The organism is Shewanella sp. (genome assembly GCF_051658185.1).
Taxonomy (GTDB): domain Bacteria; phylum Pseudomonadota; class Gammaproteobacteria; order Enterobacterales; family Shewanellaceae; genus Shewanella.
Genome location: NZ_JBOFMC010000273.1, coordinates 1 through 2642, shown reverse-complemented (window position 1 = coordinate 2642; position 2642 = coordinate 1). Strand labels below are relative to the sequence as shown.

The following is a 2642-nucleotide window of genomic DNA, read 5'->3' as shown; positions in this document are numbered from 1 at the left end:
CCATGTAGCCATAGCACATAGCACATAGCACATAGCACATAGCACATAGCAAAAGTAATGTGGCCACAACGAGTTGCGATGTTAAATGGCCCTAAGGCGCGGCAAACACGCTAAGTTATCACGTGTGAAATCATCGTCTTAAGTAATAATTGCTCGGGTTATAGCCCATTTTGAAGTTGAAAAATCATTTTTTCAGCGCTGACATCAAAAGTCAGCACAAGATGCACGTCTTCGCCTTCGGGAGTGATTTTTACTTGAGTCTTGTCAAAGCGTGCGCTTGCCCGTGCCGCTAATGTTTGCGCATCTTGCATTGCACTTTCACCGTGAAAGTGCAATGCCAACTCCGTATCGTGCTCGTCGATCACCGCGCCAATATCCACAAAACTGCCACAATCGGTACAGGTGTCATTCACTGTGTGCGCTTGTCCGGCAATAATACCTTTCATCGTGTATTCCTCTGTTATTTATCATCATGGCGTAAAAGCAGGCGGTTTGAACCTCAAGCGTGACGCCACTTTGGGTTCTTGATTATAGTCAATCTGATGCTGATAAATCGGATTTAATTCACGCTTATACTAAGCACTGGCTAACAGGGGAGCTAAATTGCGCTGCATCGCCAATTGATCAGCAAAATGCGGGAGTTGCTTTAATAAGGCGGCTTGAATGTCGGCCGAGGCGAGTTGTTTGCGTTGCCGCTGCTGAGTCGTGAGGTCGCAGTTACTTAACACTTCTACCATCCCCTGAGGCTCGCGACCGCGGATCACCAATGCCTCCGGTTTGATGGCCTGCTGCAACTGAAATGCTCTGGGGCTGGCTTGCAAAAAAAGTGGGCTGTTATCGACGATAGCGTCATCCAAGGACAGATCGGCCAATAACGAGGCCGCTGGCGGTAAATCAAATTGATGGCGTAATTTTTGTTCCGTTTGCTCTTGTTGTTGCCCCTGAAACTGGGCCATATCCCTTGCATCAACCGATAATAACGCCAACAGCAGGGCAAACTCCCCCCGACGATTGTGTTCTATCGCCGCATTTAACCGGCTGCCCAATTGGGCTTCATTGACTAAAGGAACAGCAATCTGCATGAAAAAACATCACCAAAACAATTCGTTGTTAGTTAATCGACCACTTAAGCGATAACTTTAGGAAAATTTTAATCTTGGGTCTTTACATGCATAAGGTTTCTGACTACTATGGCGGCCGCAATTGAGGAGGGGTTCCCGAGTGGCCAAAGGGATCAGACTGTAAATCTGACGGCTCCGCCTTCGAAGGTTCGAATCCTTCTCCCTCCACCATTTGCACTAGCGTGACTAATACAAGTAGAGATCATCGTGGAGGGGTTCCCGAGTGGCCAAAGGGATCAGACTGTAAATCTGACGGCTCCGCCTTCGAAGGTTCGAATCCTTCTCCCTCCACCATCTTGTCTGTGCTAGAGATAGCTGAAGTAAAAATGCAGCGAGTCTCGAGTGATGCTAGTCTGAGTTGACTGTGCTATAAGCTTAAACGTGGCCAACGTTAAGTGGTAATAATGAAATTATGTGGAGGGGTTCCCGAGTGGCCAAAGGGATCAGACTGTAAATCTGACGGCTCCGCCTTCGAAGGTTCGAATCCTTCTCCCTCCACCATTCATCCCTTCCCTTCCTGCGGTAACGCTAAATAAACCTTATTTCCTAAATTCTTATTACTGCCTCTGTTTTCATTTCCTTTTTTTATTTTCTGGTTAGCAGCCCTTATTCCTCATTGCCACATTGGCTGAATGCGTAAAACGGATCATCTCAACGCCTAGCCTCGCTCAGGCCACAAACTTTTTGGCATCATCAAGTCCGTTAGCCGTGGCGAGGTATCTGCGTGGCGTTCCACATCATCTGCCGGTTGAAACTAATCAATATCAAGATATTTATGAGTTTGAATGGATAACCGCCAGTTGCGGGCAATGCAGATTTTTATGGCTAATGCGGTAGCCCTTGGCTTTTGACTGATAGGTTGTAGACACATCGTTTTAGCCGAAATATCGATATCTTTAAGTAACTCATCAAGTTCTGCTAAATGATGTTCAGTGGCAAGTGGATGCTTAATTTCATTGGCACGATTAAGCGCTTGGCACAGGACCGGGTAGCCACCTTTCATATTCACTTTGGGTGACACAGTAACCCAGGTGCTCGCATCACAGCGCACCTCAAAGGTGCCACTGGTTTCTATTTGAGTCGCAAAACCGTGTTGATGCAGGGTGTGCGTTAATGGGCGTAAATCGTACATACAGGGCTCGCCGCCAGTTATCACCACATGGCGGGCAGTAAATCCCTTGGCGATAAAGGCGTCAATCAGACTTTGGGCCGTATGATTTGCCCAGCGCCCAACACTGCCATCAACATGGATCACCTGCTCTGGTGTCACCTTATTAGCTTCTAAGACATCCCAGGTATGTTTGGTATCGCACCAAGCACAAGCCACTGGGCAACCTTGCAAGCGCACAAAAATGGCGGGGACGCCGGTAAAGACACCTTCACCTTGAATCGTTTCAAAAACTTCGTTAACAGGATAATGCATGCTGCGGCTCCATTTTTGGGAGGCTGCCTTTATAGAGGATTTACCAGCGAGCTGCAAGCTGTTCGCAGGATAACGCCTTTATAAGGGATCTTGCGTAT

At 47.5% G+C, this 2642-nt stretch carries 3 protein-coding genes and 3 tRNA genes; 3 read left to right on the top strand and 3 right to left on the bottom strand.

Annotated features, from left to right (window positions below; genetic code table 11):
• Nucleotides 1–158 precede the first annotated feature (158 nt).
• Nucleotides 159–446 (bottom strand): DUF406 family protein, encoded by a 288-nt coding sequence (locus tag ACRCZA_RS10395; RefSeq protein ID WP_438674363.1) that lies wholly within the window; start codon nucleotides 444–446, stop codon nucleotides 159–161.
• A gap of 129 nt (nucleotides 447–575) precedes the next feature.
• Nucleotides 576–1082: a VC2046/SO_2500 family protein gene (locus tag ACRCZA_RS10390; RefSeq protein WP_438674362.1), complete on the bottom strand. Its 507-nt coding sequence runs from the start codon at nucleotides 1080–1082 to the stop codon at nucleotides 576–578.
• 125 nt (nucleotides 1083–1207) lie between these two features.
• Between ACRCZA_RS10390 and ACRCZA_RS10385 the strand changes: the two genes are divergently transcribed.
• From ACRCZA_RS10385 to ACRCZA_RS10375, 3 genes are all read left to right on the top strand, one after another.
• A tRNA-Tyr gene (locus ACRCZA_RS10385) sits at nucleotides 1208–1292 on the top strand.
• 38 nt (nucleotides 1293–1330) lie between these two features.
• Nucleotides 1331–1415, top strand: a tRNA-Tyr gene (locus ACRCZA_RS10380).
• Between the two features lie 122 nt (nucleotides 1416–1537).
• Nucleotides 1538–1622, top strand: a tRNA-Tyr gene (locus tag ACRCZA_RS10375).
• 253 nt (nucleotides 1623–1875) lie between these two features.
• On the opposite strand, the gene queE is transcribed toward ACRCZA_RS10375, so the two are convergent.
• Nucleotides 1876–2544 carry a 7-carboxy-7-deazaguanine synthase QueE gene (gene queE, locus ACRCZA_RS10370; protein ID WP_438674361.1) on the bottom strand — a complete coding sequence of 223 codons (669 nt, stop codon included), beginning with the start codon at nucleotides 2542–2544 and terminating at the stop codon, nucleotides 1876–1878.
• Nucleotides 2545–2642 lie beyond the last annotated feature (98 nt).

Bases quoted from the DNA above. Each gene is read 5' to 3' on its own strand.
- ACRCZA_RS10390 (WP_438674362.1), bottom strand. From the start codon at position 1,082: ATGCAGATTGCTGTTCCTTTAGTCAATGAAGCCCAATTGGGCAGCCGG.
- ACRCZA_RS10395 (WP_438674363.1), bottom strand. From the start codon at position 446: ATGAAAGGTATTATTGCCGGACAAGCGCACACAGTGAATGACACCTGT.
- queE (WP_438674361.1), bottom strand. From the start codon at position 2,544: ATGCATTATCCTGTTAACGAAGTTTTTGAAACGATTCAAGGTGAAGGT.